The organism is Arcobacter sp. AHV-9/2010, assembly GCF_004116575.1.
Lineage (GTDB): Bacteria > Campylobacterota > Campylobacteria > Campylobacterales > Arcobacteraceae > Aliarcobacter > Aliarcobacter skirrowii.
The window spans coordinates 86,107-105,580 of sequence record NZ_PDKH01000005.1 but is presented as its reverse complement, the minus strand read 5'-3'; the positions used below and the strand labels follow the sequence as shown (position 1 = coordinate 105,580).

Below are 19,474 nucleotides of genomic sequence, written 5' to 3'. Positions count from 1 at the left end.
TCAATTTATCTAAATTTTTATTTAGCATATATAAACCTTAAATATTTATTATAATTGATAGTATTATGTCAATTGATATATAAAAATAGAAATAGGTTATACTAATTGTTATTATTCTATCATTTATTATTAATAAAATATTACTTTAAAGTATCGAAAACATAACCAGTTTTATCTCTTTGTATAAAGGCTATTTAAAATCTATAATAAAGTAAATTAAAGTATAATAATTAGAAATTAATTTTGATAAAACTGTTAAGGGGCAAAAGTTTTATACTTTATTAAAATTTATTATATATATTCTCCTTAAAAGACAAAATTTCATAAATAAAAAGATTGGGAAAAATTATGATTTTTTTTGATATTGAGGCTGATATAAATAGTAAAAAAATAGCAGAAATAGGTCTTGTATTTAAAGATTTAGAGTTAAAAACTTCATCACTTAAAGAAGTTATTGATTTTTTATCTGCTATAAAATCAAATTTTATAGTTGGACACAACTTTATAGATTATGATTTACAAGTATTAAAAAATACAACACTGCATAATTTAGAAAATTTTTATAGTATTATAGATACTTTGCCACTATCTTTGCTATTTTTTAGTGAAAAAACCTTACATAGCTTACCTAAAGATTATAAAAGTGAAGATAATTTTGAAAATAATCCTGTAGAGGATTCCAAAATTACTGCTATATTATTTAACAAAATATTAGAGAGATTTCATACACTTCCAAATACTACAAAAAATATATTTTATTCTCTTTTATATGATAATTTATATTTCAAAGGTTTTTTTGAGTATATACAAATTGATAATAGTTTAGAACTTATAGATTCAGATAGACTATTTTTATTAATCAAAGAAGAGCATTTTAAAACTATTGTTGATTTTGAATACTTAAAAGAGTTGATTACTAATAATAAATTTGAGTTAGCTTACATTATTGCTTTAATTACACCATATATTGAGATAAAATCTCATCCACCTAAAATTCTATTTTCGTATCCACATATTGTTGATATTCAAAAAAAATTATGTTACTCAAATAAAAACTCTATAAATAGACTTTTAGATTATTCAAAAGAGATATTTGGAATCTCTAGCTTTAGAGAATTTTCCAGATTAAATGCAAATTTATTAGATAGTCAATCAATTTCACAAAAACAGATAGTTGAAGCTTCATTAAATGATGAATCATTTTTAGCAATTTTGCCAACAGGTGGAGGTAAGACATTTTGTTTCTGGCTTCCAGCTGTCATAAAATCTAGTGCATATAAAAGTTTAACAGTTGTAATCTCTCCACTGCAAGCTTTGATTGAAGATCATATAAAATCTTTTCAACAAAAAGTTGCAAACTATAAAGCTGTTGCAATAAGTGGCTTTATGAGTCCATTAGAGAGAAATGAAGCAGTTGAAAAAGTGATTAATGGTGAAGCAGATATTTTATATATTGCCCCAGAGTCATTAAGATCAAACACTATATTTAAAATTCTAAAAAATAGACTAATAGAGAGATTTGTAATAGACGAAGCACACTGTTTATCTACTTGGGGAAATGATTTTAGACAAGATTATTACTATATATGCGAATTTATAAAGGATTTATTAAAAGAGAAGCCCTATCAAAAAAACATTCCAATATCTTGTTTTACTGCAACTGCAAAACCTAGTGTAATAAAAGATATTGAAAATTATTTCTATGCTGGATTAAATATTGAACTGTCAAAATATTTAGCTGTTCCAGAGAGAAAAAATCTTCAATATAAATCAATTCCTACAAATAGCCAGAATAAGTATAATGAGCTACTCAATTTAATAAAATCACATAATGGTTCAACTTTAGTATATATTCCTACATCTACTTCAAAATGTGATGATATTGCAAAAAAGTTAGTAATAGATACAGGTAAAGTTGTAAAATCATTTCACTCTAAAATAGATTCTCAAGAAAAAATGAAAATTTTAAAAGAGTACATAGATAATGAAATAGATGTGATTGTGGCAACAACAGCTTTTGGTATGGGTGTAGATAAACCAAATATTACAAATGTAATTCACTATGAAATTTCAGATAGTCTTGAAAACTATTCACAAGAGGCTGGAAGAGGTGCAAGAGATGAAAAGTTAAATGCAACTTGTCCAATACTATTTGATGAAAATGATTTAGATAAACACTTTTCTACACTAACTAGAACTAAGCTAACTGCTAGTGAGATAAACTCAATTTTTATGGTAATAAAAAAATCAAAAGGTGAAGTTCTATATAAAACATCATTTGAACTAGCAAAAGAGGCTGGTTGGGATGTTGAAGATAACAAAGAGGATTATAGAACAAAAGTAAAAACAGTTTTACTTGAGTTAGAAAGAGAGGGTTATATAAATAGAGGAAGAAATAAAACAAGCTTTTTTGCAGATTCTGTTGCTTCAAAGAGTATGGAAAAATTACATGATAAGCTAGAGAATTCTAATTATAGTGAAGATGATAAACAGAAGTTAATTTTAGTTATGCAAAATATATTGGGCAGAGGAAAACCTGAAGCTGTTCAAGTTGATGAGTTGGCGTATCTTTTAGGTTATGATAAAACAACATTAATAGTGGCAATTAATAGATTAAAAGAGTTTGGATTATTAGGTGAGAGTAAAGATTTAAGTTTAGAGATATTTAAAAATAGTTTAGAGATATTTAAAAATATAAAAGCTATCGAGTTACTTATATTTCGACATTTAGACTCTTTATCTAACAATAGAGTATTAATTAGAGATTTAAATGAGTTATTATTTGTTAATAATAAGATAGATAATAATAGTACAACGCTAATTAAATCTATTATTAAAGCTTGGATAGATAAATCCCATTTTATATTTAAACGATTAAATAGAGAACAAGATTTATGGCATTTTGAGTTTTTAGATAAAGAAGCTATAACTTTAAAAATAGATAAATATCATAAAATTTCAGATGATATTCTAAAATATTTTAATAACAGCATAGAGTTTGAAAAAAATAATGAGATATTTTTCTCTTTACAAGAGCTAAAAGAAGTTTTAAATAATCAATATAAAATTGAAGATATAGATAAAACACTTTTATATCTTCATCATTTAGATGTAATAAAACTTTTAAGAGGAAGATTTATAAACTACTCTCCAATGGAGATAAAAAAAGAGCAAAAAACTCAAACAAAAAGAAAATATACAATGAATGAATATAAAAATAGATTAGATTCATACTATCAAACAAAAATTGAGTCTATCCATATTATGGGTGAATATGCAAAAAGATTAAAAGATGATAGTTATAAAGCAAAACAATTTTTAACAGATTATTTTACTCTCTCTTATGAACTTTTTAAAGATAAATATAAATTATTAAAAGAGAAGATATCTAAACCAATAACACAAAAAAGATATAACAAAATTTTTGAACAGATGCAGAGTAATCAAAAACTTATTATCAAAGATACGACTACAAAAGCAATGATGATTTTAGCTGGTCCAGGAAGTGGTAAAACAAAAGTATTAGTACATAAAATAGCCTCTTTAATTTTAACAGAAGATATAAAACCAGAACAGTTTATGATGTTAACATTTTCTAAAACAGCCAAATTGGAGTTTAAATCAAGATTGTATGAACTTATGGGAATGTTATCTTATGATGTAGAGATACAGACATTTCACTCTTATGCTTTAAAATTAATAGCTAGAGTTGTAAATGGAAGTGAAGAGATTTTAAAAGAGTCAATCAAAGAGGCTACCAAAGGTATAAATGAAGGAAAAATACTACTTCCTCATATTGCTGTATTGGTATTAGATGAATATCAAGATATAAATGAAGAGAGTTTTGAATTTATAAAGGCTATTTATAGGTCAAATGATGATATGAAAGTAATAGCAGTCGGAGATGATGATCAGTGTATTATGGAGTTTAATGGCTCAAGAGTAGAGTTTATAGATAAATTTAAAGAGGAGTTTAGAGATATCGAAGATGATACATCATACAAACAGTATGAGCTTTTATGTAACTTTAGAAGTAGACAAAATATAGTTAAATATACAAATAGTTTTTCAACACAAATATCAAATAGATATAAAACAAATCCATTATATGCTAATAGTAAAGATAAAGGCTTGGTTAATCTATTTGGATTTAAAACTACTAATTTAGATCTTCCTTTGTTAAATATGATTAAATTAGAAGATAAAAATCAAACTATTGCAATATTAGCCAAAACAAATGAAGATGTAATTAATATTTACTCTCTTCTTCAAGAGAACAATATAGAAGCAAGATATATAATAGATAGAGATAAATTTAAACTAAAAAACATTGAAGAAATGGTGTTTTTTGATGAGGTATTACAAACATTTTTAGAGGATAAATTTAGTTTTAAAGAGATTCATTTTGAAAAAAGTTTAAAGATATTAAAAGAGAGATTTAACAACTCTAATAATTTAGGATTAGTTTTTGAGATTGTTGATAGATTTTTAAATGATTTTACAGAAGATTATAATATTGGTTCGTGGATAGCATATTTAGAAGAGTTAAAACTAGAGGATTTTTTAAGATTTAAAAGAAATATTATAGTATCCACAATTCATAAATCAAAAGGCTTGGAGTTTGATAAAGTATATTTAGTAGCAAATGGTTTTAAAAATATTGATTTAGATAAAAGAGTTTTATATGTAGGAATGACTAGAGCAAAAAATGAATTAAATATATTAAAGACAGAGAAACTTAGAAGTGAAGTTAAAGATTTTGTAAATTATATATATGATGATAAGGAGTATATAAATAGCAGTAAAAGATTTACCCATATTATGTCACTATCTGATATAAAACTAGGGTATGATTTTACAAAATATTCTAAAGTAGATAATCTATTTGCACAAGTAGAATTAGAGATTGGTAAAAAAGATAGTGAATATTGTTTAAAATATAATAATAAAATTATTGCAGTTTTTTCAAAAAAATTTAATAAACTAATATCTGAAAAATTTGAAGGTGGATATAAACTAAAATCTTGTTTACTAGAGTATATGGTGTTTTGGTATGATAGAGAGAATAAAAAGAGAGTTAAACACCCTCTTTGTAAAATAATTTTAGAAAGAAGTTTGTAAGTTATAGGCTTGCTAATCTCTAGCCTCAATAACTCTTTTTAATAAATCATCTTTTAAAAATAGATTTTCTAACTTTTTTGAATGAATTCCATCACTTAAAGTAATCTCAATTTTATCTTTTTCTATCTCTTTAGCAAATTTTATTAATCTTTTAACTTTGTTTCCATACTCATCAATTGTATAGATTTTTCTTCCAATAAATAGCTCATTTAAAGTTGGCTCTTTATAAACTCCTACTAAATTTTTATTATCATATAAATATTTCCATATTTTAATCTCTTGATCATAAGTTAAAAAGTAGTTTGTATAATCTGAAAAGACTCGGTTTCCTTTTATATAAAATTTAGTTTCAGGAAAAAATCCAGTTACACAGTTGCACAAAAACATATCTTGTTGTTTCTCTTTAATTTTTGCAATACAAAAATATTTAAACTTTTTAAGTTTGTCTAAATATAGAAGCTCTTGGCTACTTTGATTTTGTAAAATTGCAAAAATAGAGAATAGTTCAGTAAAATCTTCTTGGTTACTTGCTAGTGTTTCTAAGGTTAAAATAGCCAAAGATGAGCTACTTTCTAAACTATCTTTTGAGAGTTTATAAGTTTTTAAGATAGCTTTTTTTAAATCTATTATTGCTAATCTATTTTTCTCAATATTTATCAGATAGAGTTTTTGATTTGTTCGTTTTTCTTGAATAAATATATTTTTATCATCAATTTGCAAAGATTCATATTTGGCACTAACTTGCTTTTTAAAATCTACAATTTTCTCTTCAACAAATTTGTAAACAAAACTATTGTTATTTAAAAACTCTACTAATTCAAACTCAATATTAAAATCCAACTCTTCACTATTTGAGTAGATTCTATTTACGCTATCAAACTTTAATCCAAGGCTTAAAAGATAGTTTTTGTGTCTATATAACTCTTTTTGATCCTCTATTAAAATCTTTTTTAAAATCATCTTTTATCCTTATTTTTATTTGATAAATCATATATAAATGCAAAAATTTCAGCAACAGCTTTATACATAGAAGCTGGAATCTCTTTGTCTATATCAATTTGACTTAAAAGTTCAACCAAATCCTCATCTTTTTTTATGGGAATATTGTGTTCTTGTGCAACTTTTATTATATTTTTTGCACCTTCACCCTTTGCTTTTGCTGTAACTTTTGGAGCACTATCAATACCTTGTTCATACTCTAGGGCAACGGCTTTTTTGATTTTTTGACTATTTTGCAATATTTATGCCTTTATATCAATACGATTTGAAAATATACTATCTTCATAAAAATTTTGATACTTTTGCTCTAAAGTATCCTCTTTTTTATCATCTTTCATATCAAGAAGTTTTACATTTACAGCTATTAACTCTACACTATTCAAAGCTTTTTTTAGTGTTTGTAAATTCTCTTTAATAGCAACTTTAAAATGCTCTCTTTGTGCATAAATTGTTAAATCAAGTTTGTTTTTATCATATAAAAATAGCATCAAATCAACTTTTCCAAAATCTTTTAGATTCAGATTAATCTGACAAAAAAACTTCTCTTCCTCTTTCTGTTTTATCTGAATAAAACCATCTTCAAGCATATCCCAAAAAAATGGAATAAAAACAAAATTTGAGTTTGAAGCTAAGCTTCCAAGCTGATTTAGTTCAACTTGAGCTAAAAGATTATTTACAATTTTTAAATTCTCAAGAGATTTTGCATCGCTTTTATTTGTTAAAGCCTCTTGGAGTTTTAGTAAATTTGCCTTAAAATCATCATCAAAATTATACTTTGAACTATTTAAAAGTTTGTTTTCCAAAAAAATACCACTATTTTTTATCTGCTCTTTTAAATTTAGATCATCTATGTTTTGGAAATTTTTTAGAAAATTTTCTAAAGGTGTTTTAAAATTTGATAAGCTCTCATCACTTTGTAGATTTTGTAAAAGTGTAGATATATTTGAAGATAAACTTCCCAACTCTTTTGAAAAATTTAAATTTTTTAATAAATTTTCTAAATTTGTAGCAGATTTTGAGCCATCTTTTAGTGCCAAAAATAGCTCTTTTATAATCTTTAAAACATCAGCACCACTATTTTGATTTGTTAAAAGAGATTTTAGCTCACTGTCTAAACTACTATCTAAAATCTTATTTAGTAGTGCTTGATTGTTTGATAAAAGTATATTTAAGTTTGACTGATTTGAAATTAACATTTTTGATTATAGCAGAAACTATAAGCCTTTTAAACCTTTTCTCATTGCTTCAACTAAGGCTTCATTTGCCTTGGTTTTTGTAAATAGTTCAAAAGCTAGAACACCTTGAAAAAGTAACATATCCTCTCCATCTTTAGTAGCATTTCCTAAACTTTTGGCTAAATTTAAAAATGGTGTCTCTTTCCCATAAATACAATCAACTGCATAAGAGCTTGATTTTAAAACAGCTTCTAAAATCTCTTTAGGAGCTGGAAGCAAATCATCTTTTAAACCTGCACTTGTTGAGTTTACAACTAAATCAAATTTTTCAATTTTAAAATCATCAAAAGAGTAGGCTTTTATATTATTGTTTTTAAAAAAGTCTAGTTTATTTGCACTTCTATTTAAAACTGTAACATCGTAGTTTTTCTCTTTTAAAGCTAAAGAGATAGCTTTAGAAGTTCCACCAGCTCCTAAAAGTAAAACTTTTTTAACATCTTTAAACTCCTCTATAGCTTTTAAAAATCCAGGAGCATCTGTATTGTGTGCTAAAACCTTACCATCTTCTAAAATATAAGTGTTTACAGCCTCTATTTTTTTTGCAATTCCAACAACTTCATCTGCCATTTTGTATGCAAACTCTTTATGAGGAACTGTTATATTTGCTCCACTAAAACCATTTTTTATAAACTCCTCTTTTATTTTTTCACCATCTTCAAGCAAAAACTTCTCATAGTTTGCATTTATATTTAAGTGCTTAAAACCAGCATTTTGCATTTGAGGTGACTTTGAGTGAATAACAGGATTTCCAAATATTGCAAATTTTTTCATTAGTTTAAACCTTTAAAGCATAAAAATTAAATAGTGGAAAATCTCCATAATCTCTTTTGAAAACAAAAACTCTCTCATAAATAAAATTAGAAAAACCAAGTTTAAAACAGATATCTTCTAGCTCTTCTTTTGAAAATCCAAAGTGATAAACACCTTCGTTATTATATTTCTTATGAAAAGTTCCATCCTCTTTTTCTAAATCATTTATACAAAGAGTTCCACCAGTTTTTAAAGCTTTATAGGCTTTTTTAAAAAAAATATCTAAATTTTTTATATGGTGAAGTGACATTGAAGTTACTATTAAATCAAAACTATTTTCTTCAATATTGTCGTTTTCTATATCGTGTTTAAAGGCTTTTATATTATCCAAGGCTCTCTGTTTTGCTTTATTATTAAACTCTTCTACCATTCCAATTGAATTATCAAATCCAATAACTTTATTTGAGTTATTTTTTAAAGCAAAGGATACAAGACCAGTTCCACAACCATACTCTAAAATATTTTTTACATTTTTTAAATCTACATTTTTTCTAATATTTTCTATACAAGCTTCTGTTCTATCAAGTGTTGTTTGCTTTTTATCCCAATCTTTAGCTCTATCATCAAATTTGCTCAAATCTTATCCTTAAACTAATTTTAGGCAAGATTATAGCTAAAAGTGAATTAAGAGAGCAAAATGAGCATAAGATATTTTTTTAGCAATAAAAGTGATGGAAACTTAGCATTTCATGTTGGTGATGATATAAAAAATGTAGAAAAAAATAGAGAAAATTTAGCAAAAAAACACTCTTTTAAGGGTGAGGATTTAGTCTATATGAATCAAATACATAGTGATAATATTGTAATTGTAGATGAAAAAAGTCCAAAATTAATTGATAGTTGTGATGCAATTATTACAAATAGAAAAAATCTTCCTCTTATGGTAATGGTTGCAGATTGTATTCCAATAATACTTTTTGATGAAAAAAAAGGTGTAGTTGCAGCTATTCATGCAGGAAGAAACTCAACATTTTTGCAAATAGCAAAAAAAACAGCCAAACTTTTTATTGAAAAATTTAACTCAAACCCAAAAGATATTAAAGCAATTTTAGGAGCATCTATTCAAAAGTGTTGTTATGAAGTAAGTGTTGAGATGGCAAAAATAGTTGAAACATCTTTTGGAAAAGAGTTTGTAAATGATAGGAACATAGATTTACAAGGAATAAATAAAGCTCAATTAAACTCTTTAGGAGTTGAAGATATAAAAGTATCAGATATTTGTACAAAGTGTGGTGGATTTGACTATTTTTCATATAGAGAAGATAAAAATTGTGGAAGGTTTGCTGCTGTTATAATGGTTGAATAAACGGCACTATTAAGCTATTTTTTGCTACTATCTTAGCTTATTAAAAACAGATTGAGGGAAAATATGAGTTTTAAAGTTACAAAAGAGTTGGCTCTTGATTATCATAAAAATGATAGAGCTGGGAAAATTGGTGTTTACACAACAAAGAGCTTTAAGAATAGAGATGATTTAAGTCTTGCATACACTCCTGGAGTTGCTTATGCTTGTGAAGAGATAAAAAATAATCCACAAGATGCTTTTTTATATACAACAAAAAGAAATCTTGTAGCTGTTATTTCAAATGGAACTGCTGTTTTAGGTCTTGGAAATATAGGAGCACTTGCATCAAAACCTGTTATGGAAGGTAAAGCTGTACTATTTAAAGAGTTTGCAAAGGTTGACTCTTTTGATATTGAGGTAGATGAAGATGATATTGATAGATTTTGTGATGTTGTAAAAGCAATTAGTCCAACTTTTGGTGGAATTAATCTTGAAGATATAAAAGCACCTGAGTGTTTTGCTATTGAAGAGAGATTAGTTCAAGAGCTTGATATCCCTGTTATGCATGATGATCAACACGGAACGGCAATTATTACAAGTGCTGCACTTTTAAACGCTTGTGAAATCTTAAATAAAAGAGTTGAAGATTTAAAAGTAGTAGTTGTTGGAGCAGGGGCTGCTGCAATTGCTTGTTCAAAAATGTATAAAGAGCTTGGAATTACAAATTTAATTATGTGTGATTCAAAAGGTGTAATAAATGATAAAAGAGATGATTTAAATCAATATAAAAAAGAGTTTATAAGCAATTATGAGACTATGGAAGATGCATTTAAAGATGCTGATATGGTTTTAGGATTGTCAAGACCAAAAACTTTTACTCTAAAACATATAGAGCTTATGTGTGATGAACCAATTGTATTTACTCTTGCAAATCCAACTCCTGAGCTATTTCCAGATGATGTAAAAAGTGTAAAACCAAAAGCAATAACTGCAACTGGAAGATCTGATTTTGCAAATCAAGTAAATAATGTATTAGGATTTCCGTTTATATTTAGAGGTGCTTTGGATGTTCAAGCTATGAAGATTACAATGAGTATGAAAATAGCTGCTGCAAAAGCTATATCAAATTTAGCAAAAAAGCCAATAACTCAAGAAGTTAAAGATATTTTTGGAGATTTGAGTTTTGGAAAAGATTATATTATTCCAACTCCTTTTGATAAAAGATTATTAGCTGAAGTATCATCAGCTGTTGCTCTTGAAGCCTTTAATTTAGGAATTACAAGAGTTAAAAAATTTGATGTTGAGGCATACAAAAAAGAGCTTGAAAATTTAAAATAGTATGGAAAATATGGAACAATATATATTAAAAATTGCAACAAATGATGCAAAAGGACTTATTTATAATATCTCAAAAGTTCTTTTTGCAAATAATTTAAATATTGATACAAATGCTGAATATGTAGATCCCCAAACAAAAAATTTCTTTATGAGAAGTTTAATATCTGGAAATGTATCTTCAAATATTTTATTAAAAGAGTTAAAAGAGGTTTTACCACAAGGTTCTCAAATAACTTTAAATAAAAAGACAAAAAAAGATGTTGTACTACTAGCTACAAAAGAGGCTCATGTTTTAGGTGATTTACTTATAAAATATATCTCAAATGAGTTAAATGCAAATATAAAAGCTGTAATTGCAAATCATGAGGATTTAAGAAATTTAGTTGAGAAGTTTGATATTCCATTTTTCTGTATTAGTGCAGATAATCTATCAAAAGAGCAACACGAAGAGCTTTTAAAATCAAAAATAGATGAGTTTAATCCAGAGTTAATCGTTTTAGCAAAATATATGAGAATTTTAACACCAAATTTTGTTGAACATTATGAAGGTAAAGTTTTAAATATTCACCACTCATTTTTACCAGCGTTTATAGGTGCAAATCCATATAAACAAGCCTTTGATAGAGGAGTTAAAATTATTGGTGCAACAGCTCACTTTGTAACAAATGATTTAGATGAGGGACCAATTATTTATCAAGATGTTGTAAGAGTTGATCACACTTACTCTTGGGAAGATATGAGAAATGCTGGAAGAGATGTTGAAAAAGTAGTACTTTCAAATGCTTTTGAACTTCTTTTAAATGATAGGGTTTTTGTATTCAAAAATAAAACGGTGATTTTATAATGTTTAATATTGTACTTCATGAGCCAAGAATTCCTGGAAATGTTGGAACTATTGGAAGATTAGCATTTGCATTAAATTGTAAATTACATCTAATAAAACCTTATGGATTTGGTGATATTACAGAAAAAGAGGTAAGACGAGCAGGGCTTGATTATTGGTTTGATTTAGAGGTTTTTGAGTATGAAAATATTGATGATTTTTGGCAAAAAAATCCTCTTTCATCAAGACATTTTTTAGCAACAACAAAGACAAAAAAATTATATTTTGAGGAAAAATTTGAAGTAGGGGATTATTTCTATTTTGGAAGAGAGGATGCTGGACTTCCAGAAGAGATATTGAAAAAAGCAAAGAATAGTTTAATTACAATTCCAATGACAAATAAGGCAAGAAGCTTAAATCTTGCAAATAGTGTATCAATAATAACTTATGAAGCTCTAAGACAAAATTACAACTTTTTTGAGATAAGTTAAATATGATAAGACAAAATAGTATCTATAAAGATAGTTTAATTTTAGGATTTGCAATATTTTCTATGTATTTTGGGGCTGGAAATGTGATTTTTCCTCCATATTTAGGATTAATTAGTGCAAGTGATTGGAAGATATCCTTTTTTGCATACTTTTTAGCTGATATTGGATTTGCTACAATTGCTATGTTTGCTTTATTAAAAGCAGGTGGAAATGTTGATAATCTTACTTCAAAACTTGGAAAAACAAATGGTAAGATTTTAATGGCAATAGTAATATTGTGCATAGGTCCGTTAATCGCACTTCCAAGAACAGGAGCTGTTACTTATGAGATGCTTATAATTCCATATTTTGGAGATAGTAGTCTAAATTCGATAATAACTTCAATTTTTTATTTTGGGCTTATTCTATTTTTTACATTAAAACCAAGTAGTATGATAGAGATTTTGGGGAAAGTTTTATCTCCTTTACTATTTATATCTTTGCTTGTTCTTATTATTAAAGGAGTAGTTACACCTTTAGGAGATATTGTAGAAAATGATAAAAATGATACTCTATTTTTTGATGGATTGATTTTGGGTTATCAAACACTTGATATGTTGGCAGCTTTAGCTTTTGGAATTATTGTTGTTAAGATTTTAAAATCAAAAGGTTATAGCGATAATAAAACGACATTTAAAGTTGTTTCAAATGCTTCAATAATAGCCGCTTTTGGAATTATGCTTGTATATTTTGGTTTAGCATATTTAGGAGCAACTACAAGCTCTTTATATGAATCTGATATTGAAAAAGTAAAACTACTAAATTTAATCATATATAATCTTTTTGGAAGTAGTGCATCAATTGTTTTAGCATTTGTTGTATTTTTAGCTTGTTTTACAACAGGAGCTGCGCTTGTTAGTGTTACAGCTGAGTATTTTTCAAAAATAAGTAGTGGTAGGTTTAGCTATAAACAGTTAGTTGTTTTAACATCAATATTTGCAATATTTATTACAAATATTGGTTTAGAAAATATTATAAATTTTGCGGCTCCAATTTTATTTATAGTATATCCAGCAGTTATTGTTTTGGTTTTTTTAACTTTTTTTGATAAATATATTACAAATCAAAATATCTATAAATTTACAAGTTTTGCAACCATTTTCTACTCTATTTTTGAGCTTATTTCAAACTCATATTTTAATTTTGAGTTTATGCAAAAAATACCATTTTATAATGAAGGTTTAGCTTGGATTATTCCAGCAGCTATATTTTTATTTGTAGGATATTTTGTAAAAGATAAAAAGCGAAACTCTTAAGATAGAGTTTCACTTTTTTTTATTTAGATATTAAAGATTCACTCTTTTTAATAAGAATATTAATAGCTTTTAGTTTCTTCTCAAGCTCTATACTCTTTTTTAAATCATAATCTTTAAGTTCACTTATTTCAAGTTTTATCTTCTCTTTTCTTAATTTTAGATTCTCAACAATCTCACTTATTCTCTCTTCGTGAGAGTTTTTTAATCTATCTTTTTTAAGATACTTTTTTATCTTATCTATAATTTTACTTAGTTTCATTTTTTACCTCACTAATTTTTTTGATAAGTTCACTATTTAAAAATAAAATACTAGCAACTTCAACAAGTTTTTTCTGAATAGAGTAACCAGTTGCACTATCATTCATATATGAAGTTGCCATTGTTGATTTGATTTTATCCTCTCTAATAAGTGCATCAATCTCTTCACTACTTGCTAAATCATTTTGTACCAATTCAGATTTTATAAACTCAAATTGAGTTAGTTGCTCTGAATCATCTTCCAAAGATTTAAGAGTATCAATATCTATTAAAATCTCTGCAAGCTCTTTTCTTAAGATATTATACTCCTCTTTAATAAAGCTATTTCTACTTTTTAAATAGAAGTTTACATTTTTTTGAATATCTCTTGTATCTTTTAAAACTTCAACGATTAAAGAAGCCGCTCTTTTAAGCTCTCCAGCCTCTTTTTGTTGGAAATCAAACATATTTGTTTGAGCAAGTGATGAGTATTTTATAATTTCACTATATAAAGATTTTAAATTTGTTTGATAAATCTCATCGATATTTGTATCAATTACAGTGAACTCTTTGTTTAGTTGAACTGCTAAAGTCTCTTTATTAAGTCCAGTTGTGTGAAGACTAAGTGCGTGAAGTATTGCTTTTTGACAATTTTCATAAAGATTTATTATCTCTTTTTTAATAGATACTAAAGCAGCATCTGGACTTTCTAAAACAATAGGAGTTAAGAATTTTGGTTTTGAAGCAGATGAAACTTTTTGAGGAAGAATTCTCTCTAAAAATCTTGCCATAGATGGTATAAAAGGAGATAGAACCAAAATACCAACCAAACTAAATAGAGTGTGAAATAGTGCAAGTTTCATTCCATAGTTATCATCACTAATTCCAAAATATGGAGCAATTAAATCAACAAAATCTTTAAATTGGTAGATAAAAATAGTAATAATAGAAGCTGTTACAAAGTTAAAAATAACATGCGAACCAGCAACTCTTTTTGCATCTTGAGTTGAAGTAAGAGATGCAACAACTGCTGTTAAAACTGTACCAAGATTTGCTCCAATTGCTAAAGATAGAGCATTTATATATGAAATACTATCCGCATTTAAAGCTGTAATAACAATTGCCAAAGTTGCTGCACTTGATTGAATAACAATTGTTACAAAAAGACCTATTAAAATATATAATAAAATCCCAGCATAACCATCCATTGCATAACTAGCTAAATCAATTTGATCTTTAATTACATCAAATCCATCTTTCATATATGCAATTCCTAAGAAGATAAAACCAAGTCCTAAAAGAACATTTCCAGTCCCTTTAAATGAGTTTGTTTTAAAAAATCTTAAAATTACACCAAATACAAGCATAGGAAATGCGTAAGCTGAGATTTTAACATCAACTCCCAAACTTGAAACTATCCAAGCTGTTGTTGTACTTCCAAGGTTTGAACCAAATATTACTCCAATTCCTTGAACTAAAGTAATTAACTCAGCACCCACAAAAGAGATTGTAAGAAGTGTTGTTATAGTTGAACTTTGAACTATTGAAGTTGCCACAAGACCAGTTGCAATTGCATAAAAACTATTATAAGTAAACTTTTGTAGAAGTCTCTCTAAAAGACCTCCAGATAGTTGTTTAAAACCATCTTGCATAAAGAACATACCAATAATAAAAATGGCAATTCCACTTAAAAGTACAGTAAAGTTTTCATAAGTGATTACTACATAACCAAGAAGTAAAAACCCTAAACTCATAGAGATATTTTTTACCAATCAAGCCCCCTGAAGTATATTTAAAAATAAAGCGGATTGTAGCTAAAAATTAATTAATAAGCAGTTTTTTGATACTATTTAAACTAAAATTAAAAGAGTGGATAAAGATGAGTTCAGTTGATATTTCAATATATATTTTTTTAATATTTTTTATGCTTTTTATAATTAAAAAATATAATATTTTCTCTATCTTATCTTATGGTGGAAAGATTAATAAAAACTTTGAAGAGTGTTATATTATAAGCTACCCTAAAAAAGCAGAACTACACAACAAAGGTGATATTTTTGAGATTGATTTGGATGAGTTTTTTAGATTAAATCCAAAATTAAAAGGAAAAATACCTATTGAAAAAAGAAGTGGATTAAAAAGTGCCGATGAGTACGATGTAAAACAAGAGATAAAAGATAGAAAACAGATACAAAACAAGTACAAAAAACTTGCAAGACAAAAAACTAAAGATAAGAAAAGATAGTATGTATAATATTTTGATTTTAGAGGATGACTCTTTATTTGCATCTAGTATAGAGGATTTTTTAAATTGTGAAAATTTTGAAGTTGATATTGCAAAAGATTCAGAAGAGGTATTTTCATATACATACTCAAAAAATTATGACCTATATCTGTTTGATATAAATGTTCCAAAACTAAATGGACTTGAAACTTTAAAGATGTTAAGACAGAGCAATGACAACACACCTTGTATTTTTTTAACTTCATATAAAGATAAAGATACATTAAAAAATGGTTTTATATCTGGATGTGATGATTATATAAAAAAACCTGTTGATTTAGATGAGTTAAATTTGAGATTAAGAGCTATTTTAAGAAGAGAAAACAAAGGTTTTTCAAAAGTTATTTTAGAAGATAATCTATACTTTAATCAAGAGGATAAAAGAGTCTATAAAGATAATGAAGATTTAAATCTTCCTTCAAAAGTTTTAGAGCTACTTGAGCTTTTTATTGAAAATAGAAATAAAATTGTTACAAAAGAGATGATTTTTTCAAGACTCTATAGCAAAGATCAAACTCACAGTGAAGGTGCGGTAAGAGTCTATATAAATCAGATTAAAAATATTTTTGAAACAAAAGAGGATGTGATAAAAAATATAAAAGGTGTTGGATATAAATTTGAACTTTAAAAGACTCTTTTTTCATCTATCAAATTTTATATTAATATTTTTTTTACTTCTTTTAATACTATTTTTAAACTCTTTTTTAACTATTAGGTTTGATTTTTTACAAAATAGTATTGTTTTTACCCTTTTTTTATCACTTTTAGGTTCAATTTTATTTTTAATATTTTCAAAAAAGATTTTAAAATCACTTTTAACAAGCGATGAGAGCTTGAAAAATAGTATAAAAAACACTCTTCATGAGTTAAATATTCCAACTTCAACTATTAAAATAAATACTCAACTACTAAAAAAAAGTGTAAGTGATGAAAAAACACTTCAAAGAGTTGAGAGAATTGAAAAAGCAAATGATAGTTTGTTTGAACTTTACAAAAATATGGAGTATGAGTTTCAAAAAGTTCTTGAAAATATAGATAGTGAGGAGTTTTATCTTCTTGAATCTATAAATAAAACTTTAGATAAATTTGAAGATATAAAAAAAGATACAAAGATAGATTTAAACTTAAAAGAGCTTAGTTTATATAGCGATTATAAGGGTTTTTTGATAGTTTTAGATAATCTTATATCAAATGCAATTAAATATAATGATAAGAAAAATCCATATATAAAAATTGATTTAAATGAAAATATCTTATCTATTTTTAATAGAGGTGAAAAAATTGATGCAAAAAATTTAATGCTAGTTTTTGATAGATTTTTTCAAGAAGACTCTTCAAATATTGGTCATGGAATTGGACTTGCAGTTGTAAAAGAGTATTGTGATAGAAATAGAGTTGCTATAAATATAAATAATATTGAAGATGGTGTAAAAATAAGTTTAAATCTTAAAAACATAGTTAAACAAGCCTAAAATTGGCTTGTTTAAAATCTTAGAAACTATATTTTAAATTTATATAACCATATCTTCCTGGGTCATTAAATAGAATTTGGTCTTTATTTGCTCCAGTTTTTACATAATTTACATCTTGATAAGTATTTGTTGAGTTATAAACTTTGTCAAATAAGTTATCAACTCCTAAAGTTACTTCAAAGTGTTTAAATAACTCTTGAGTATATTTTAAATTCATAAGTGCATATCCAGCAATTTCCTGCTCTTTTGCACTTGCATCATAGCTATCCCATCTATCAACAGCAATTACTTCTGCTTTAAATTTTGCTTTTTTATACTCATAGTTTAAAGCAAAATTTGCTTTAAGTGGTGGAATTTCTGCTAAATCTTTATCATTTCCTGTATATTTCCCATCTTTTTTCCCTCTTAAATAAGCAAGTGCAAAATCAAGTGATAAATCATCTGTAAAGTAGTAATATCCACTTAAATCTGCTCCATAAATTTTTGCATCAATATTTTCAAATTTTAAACTATTATAGATATAATCTTTTAACTCAGAGTAAAATATTCTTGGTTTAATATTAAAGTTTCCAATAGTTTTTTCAAATCCTAAATCGACTTCATAATTTTTTGTTTGATCTAAGTTTGGATTTGATTTAGAAGTAGCTATTGAATCACTTTCTGTAAAAGAGCTAGGTTTGCTACCAAGTTGATATAATTCTCTAGCATCTGGAACTCTTGAAGATTTTCCAATACCTGCAAAAACTTTACTTTGCTCATCAAAATTATATGCTGTAAACAAATATCCATTTATTCCTGTATATTTTTTATCATCCACATTTGGTCTTTGTGTATCTATATTTGTATTGTCATATCTTAAACCAGCTTCAATATCTAAGTTTCCAATAGATTTTTCAAATTTTGTAAAAACTGCTTTATTTGTAGTATCTGTATCATACATACGATTATTGTAAGGTCTTTCAATTATTGCTCCTGAAGCAATGATTGTTGTATACATAGAACCTCTCCAGTTTCTTACACTTGTATCAAGACCAAGAGTAATTAAACTATCACTAACTTCTAAAGAGTTTTTAACTGTAGCTCCCCAAACTGAAGTTTTTAAGTGGTTTGTCATATATGAAGTTCCATTACCAACTCTTAATTTTCCACTCATAGGGTGATCTACTTTTGAGTAGTAATAGTCTAAATTTAACTCTTTAGAAAAACTTCCTAACTCTCTTATTGTATATCCTAAAGTATAAATATCACTATCATCCCAATCAGCATCCATAGGACCAGCTGGATACAAAATACCATCACTTCTATTTGCACTATATGATAGTTTTAAATCTTGATCATCTGTAATATTAAATTGTAGTTTTGACAAAAAACTATCTTTTTCAAATGCATCTATATCATCACTTTTATATTGAGTTGCAAGAGGAACTCCTCTTTTTTTCTGTTGTTCTAAAAAGTTATCACCATTTCCATCTTTATATGCTTTACTCTCTTCTGTTGAAGCAGAAATAAGAGCTTTTACTTTATCATTTCCACCCTCAATAGTTGCACTTGCTTTTTTATAGTTAAAACTTCCAGCATTTAAGTTCAACTCACCATGAAATCCCTCTTTTGGATCTTTTGTTTCAACTTTTACAACTCCACTTAAAGTTCCAAAATTTTCAACATCATAAGGACCTTCAATAATCTTTACACTTTTAATATTATTTGTAACTACATGAGAAGTTGGTGGATCCATTCTATTTGGACAAGCACCATATATTTTTGCACCATCAATTAAGATATTAATATTATCTTTTTTTTGCCCTCTTAATATAATATCATTTGCGATACCATTTCTTCTTACAATTGAGATATTTGCAGAGTTTTTCATTAAAGCTTCAGCTAAATCAGCACTTTTTAACTCTTCACTACTAATATTTTTTATAAGTTTTGAGTTTGATTTCTCAACAATATTTACCTGCTCTAATTTAAGAGCTTCATTGGCACTTAAAATTGCAGCTAAACCAAAAGATAAAGTAATAATCTTTTTCATAAATTTTCCCTTTTTGAAATAAATTTTGTGAAGTATTGCAAAGAGGTGTTAA

Annotated in this window: 17 protein-coding genes; 9 read left to right on the top strand and 8 right to left on the bottom strand. The window is 26.4% G+C overall.

Annotated elements, in window-relative coordinates:
• Nucleotides 1–348: 348 nt before the first annotated feature.
• Nucleotides 349–5,121: a RecQ family ATP-dependent DNA helicase gene (locus CRU94_RS08375; protein ID WP_129106333.1), complete on the top strand. Its 4,773-nt coding sequence runs from the start codon at nucleotides 349–351 to the stop codon at nucleotides 5,119–5,121.
• A gap of 12 nt (nucleotides 5,122–5,133) precedes the next feature.
• Here the strand turns inward: CRU94_RS08375 and CRU94_RS08370 are convergent, their stop codons facing one another.
• From CRU94_RS08370 to CRU94_RS08350, 5 genes are read right to left on the bottom strand one after another with little or no spacing between them, the layout of a single operon-like run.
• Complete coding sequence (locus CRU94_RS08370) at nucleotides 5,134–6,081, bottom strand: hypothetical protein (protein WP_129106332.1); 948 nt, start codon at nucleotides 6,079–6,081, stop codon at nucleotides 5,134–5,136.
• On the bottom strand, nucleotides 6,078–6,359 hold the full coding sequence (locus tag CRU94_RS08365; protein WP_375153677.1) for an EscU/YscU/HrcU family type III secretion system export apparatus switch protein: 282 nt from the start codon (nucleotides 6,357–6,359) through the stop codon (nucleotides 6,078–6,080). Before CRU94_RS08365 ends, CRU94_RS08370 begins: the two co-directional genes overlap by 4 nt.
• A gap of 3 nt (nucleotides 6,360–6,362) precedes the next feature.
• A complete protein-coding gene (fliK, locus tag CRU94_RS08360) occupies nucleotides 6,363–7,316 on the bottom strand; it encodes a flagellar hook-length control protein FliK (protein ID WP_129106330.1) in 954 nt (317 codons plus the stop codon).
• 18 nt (nucleotides 7,317–7,334) lie between these two features.
• On the bottom strand, nucleotides 7,335–8,126 hold the full coding sequence (locus tag CRU94_RS08355; protein ID WP_129106329.1) for a shikimate dehydrogenase: 792 nt from the start codon (nucleotides 8,124–8,126) through the stop codon (nucleotides 7,335–7,337).
• A gap of 4 nt (nucleotides 8,127–8,130) precedes the next feature.
• Nucleotides 8,131–8,742, bottom strand: a complete 612-nt coding sequence (locus CRU94_RS08350) for a class I SAM-dependent methyltransferase (RefSeq protein ID WP_129106328.1) — start codon at nucleotides 8,740–8,742, stop codon at nucleotides 8,131–8,133.
• 60 nt (nucleotides 8,743–8,802) lie between these two features.
• On the opposite strand from CRU94_RS08350, the gene pgeF reads away from it, so the two are divergent.
• From pgeF to brnQ, 5 genes are all read left to right on the top strand, one after another.
• On the top strand, nucleotides 8,803–9,471 hold the full coding sequence (gene pgeF / locus CRU94_RS08345; protein WP_129106327.1) for a peptidoglycan editing factor PgeF: 669 nt from the start codon (nucleotides 8,803–8,805) through the stop codon (nucleotides 9,469–9,471).
• Nucleotides 9,472–9,534: 63 nt separating this feature from the next.
• Entirely contained in the window at nucleotides 9,535–10,788 is a 1,254-nt protein-coding gene (locus CRU94_RS08340) for a malic enzyme-like NAD(P)-binding protein (protein WP_129106326.1), read from the top strand.
• A 10-nt stretch (nucleotides 10,789–10,798) separates the two neighbouring features.
• Nucleotides 10,799–11,632: a formyltetrahydrofolate deformylase gene (gene purU / locus CRU94_RS08335; protein ID WP_129106325.1), complete on the top strand. Its 834-nt coding sequence runs from the start codon at nucleotides 10,799–10,801 to the stop codon at nucleotides 11,630–11,632.
• On the top strand, nucleotides 11,632–12,102 hold the full coding sequence (locus CRU94_RS08330) for a tRNA (cytidine(34)-2'-O)-methyltransferase (RefSeq protein WP_129106324.1): 471 nt from the start codon (nucleotides 11,632–11,634) through the stop codon (nucleotides 12,100–12,102). Before purU ends, CRU94_RS08330 begins: the two co-directional genes overlap by 1 nt.
• 2 nt (nucleotides 12,103–12,104) lie before the next feature.
• On the top strand, nucleotides 12,105–13,397 hold the full coding sequence (brnQ, locus tag CRU94_RS08325) for a branched-chain amino acid transport system II carrier protein (RefSeq protein WP_129106323.1): 1,293 nt from the start codon (nucleotides 12,105–12,107) through the stop codon (nucleotides 13,395–13,397).
• A gap of 19 nt (nucleotides 13,398–13,416) precedes the next feature.
• Here the strand turns inward: brnQ and CRU94_RS08320 are convergent, their stop codons facing one another.
• Together CRU94_RS08320 and CRU94_RS08315 are read right to left on the bottom strand one after the other, a co-directional pair.
• Nucleotides 13,417–13,656, bottom strand: a complete 240-nt coding sequence (locus CRU94_RS08320) for a hypothetical protein (protein WP_129106322.1) — start codon at nucleotides 13,654–13,656, stop codon at nucleotides 13,417–13,419.
• Nucleotides 13,643–15,406: a Na/Pi cotransporter family protein gene (locus CRU94_RS08315; protein ID WP_129106321.1), complete on the bottom strand. Its 1,764-nt coding sequence runs from the start codon at nucleotides 15,404–15,406 to the stop codon at nucleotides 13,643–13,645. Before CRU94_RS08315 ends, CRU94_RS08320 begins: the two co-directional genes overlap by 14 nt.
• 68 nt (nucleotides 15,407–15,474) lie before the next feature.
• Here CRU94_RS08315 and CRU94_RS08310 point away from each other — a divergent pair, with 68 nt between their 5' ends.
• The 3 genes from CRU94_RS08310 to CRU94_RS08300 are packed head-to-tail and all read left to right on the top strand — an operon-like array spanning nucleotide 15,475 to nucleotide 17,390.
• Entirely contained in the window at nucleotides 15,475–15,879 is a 405-nt protein-coding gene (locus CRU94_RS08310) for a hypothetical protein (protein ID WP_258237435.1), read from the top strand.
• Nucleotide 15,880: 1 nt separating this feature from the next.
• On the top strand, nucleotides 15,881–16,546 hold the full coding sequence (locus CRU94_RS08305) for a response regulator transcription factor (RefSeq protein WP_129106320.1): 666 nt from the start codon (nucleotides 15,881–15,883) through the stop codon (nucleotides 16,544–16,546).
• Nucleotides 16,536–17,390, top strand: coding sequence for a sensor histidine kinase (locus CRU94_RS08300; RefSeq protein WP_129106319.1), 855 nt, complete (start codon nucleotides 16,536–16,538; stop codon nucleotides 17,388–17,390). Before CRU94_RS08305 ends, CRU94_RS08300 begins: the two co-directional genes overlap by 11 nt.
• Nucleotides 17,391–17,409: 19 nt before the next feature.
• On the opposite strand, the gene CRU94_RS08295 is transcribed toward CRU94_RS08300, so the two are convergent.
• Nucleotides 17,410–19,422: a TonB-dependent receptor gene (locus tag CRU94_RS08295; protein ID WP_129106318.1), complete on the bottom strand. Its 2,013-nt coding sequence runs from the start codon at nucleotides 19,420–19,422 to the stop codon at nucleotides 17,410–17,412.
• Nucleotides 19,423–19,474: the final 52 nt, after the last annotated feature.

Coding starts and splice junctions, on each gene's coding strand:
- CRU94_RS08375 (WP_129106333.1), top strand. CDS start 349: ATGATTTTTTTTGATATTGAGGCTGATATAAATAGTAAAAAAATAGCA.
- CRU94_RS08370 (WP_129106332.1), bottom strand. CDS start 6,081: ATGATTTTAAAAAAGATTTTAATAGAGGATCAAAAAGAGTTATATAGA.
- fliK (WP_129106330.1), bottom strand. CDS start 7,316: ATGTTAATTTCAAATCAGTCAAACTTAAATATACTTTTATCAAACAAT.
- CRU94_RS08355 (WP_129106329.1), bottom strand. CDS start 8,126: ATGAAAAAATTTGCAATATTTGGAAATCCTGTTATTCACTCAAAGTCA.
- pgeF (WP_129106327.1), top strand. CDS start 8,803: ATGAGCATAAGATATTTTTTTAGCAATAAAAGTGATGGAAACTTAGCA.
- CRU94_RS08340 (WP_129106326.1), top strand. CDS start 9,535: ATGAGTTTTAAAGTTACAAAAGAGTTGGCTCTTGATTATCATAAAAAT.
- purU (WP_129106325.1), top strand. CDS start 10,799: ATGGAACAATATATATTAAAAATTGCAACAAATGATGCAAAAGGACTT.
- CRU94_RS08330 (WP_129106324.1), top strand. CDS start 11,632: ATGTTTAATATTGTACTTCATGAGCCAAGAATTCCTGGAAATGTTGGA.
- brnQ (WP_129106323.1), top strand. CDS start 12,105: ATGATAAGACAAAATAGTATCTATAAAGATAGTTTAATTTTAGGATTT.
- CRU94_RS08320 (WP_129106322.1), bottom strand. CDS start 13,656: ATGAAACTAAGTAAAATTATAGATAAGATAAAAAAGTATCTTAAAAAA.
- CRU94_RS08305 (WP_129106320.1), top strand. CDS start 15,881: ATGTATAATATTTTGATTTTAGAGGATGACTCTTTATTTGCATCTAGT.
- CRU94_RS08295 (WP_129106318.1), bottom strand. CDS start 19,422: ATGAAAAAGATTATTACTTTATCTTTTGGTTTAGCTGCAATTTTAAGT.